We start from the raw sequence: 241 nt of genomic DNA, 5'->3' as shown, positions 1-241 counted from the left end.
CCGTCGGTCGTCGTGAGTTCGATCTTCACGCTGCCGGCCTCGGCGATCAGCGCCGACTTCTCGCTGCCGTAGAAGTCGCCTTCGCTCATGTGCGCGACGTGGGCCTTCGACGTGGACTTCCACGCGCCCATCTTGTGCGGATGCTTGCGTGCGTAGTTCTTGACCGACAGCGGCGCGCGGCGGTCGGAGTTGCCTTCGCGCAGCACCGGGTTCACCGCGCTGCCCTTGATCTTGTCGTAGC

General features: G+C 65.6%; 1 protein-coding gene. It reads right to left on the bottom strand.

From position 1 onward, the window contains the following. On the bottom strand, positions 1–241 hold a 241-nt coding region (locus AAEY83_RS18085), incomplete at both ends, for an NADP-dependent isocitrate dehydrogenase (protein ID WP_351061460.1).

The sequence above is a fragment of the Psychrobacter sp. TB20-MNA-CIBAN-0197 genome, assembly GCF_040309765.1.
GTDB classification, from domain to species: domain Bacteria; phylum Pseudomonadota; class Gammaproteobacteria; order Pseudomonadales; family Moraxellaceae; genus Psychrobacter; species Psychrobacter submarinus.
The sequence above is the reverse complement of the archived record's forward strand: the minus strand, read 5'-3'. Positions and strand labels throughout refer to the sequence as shown.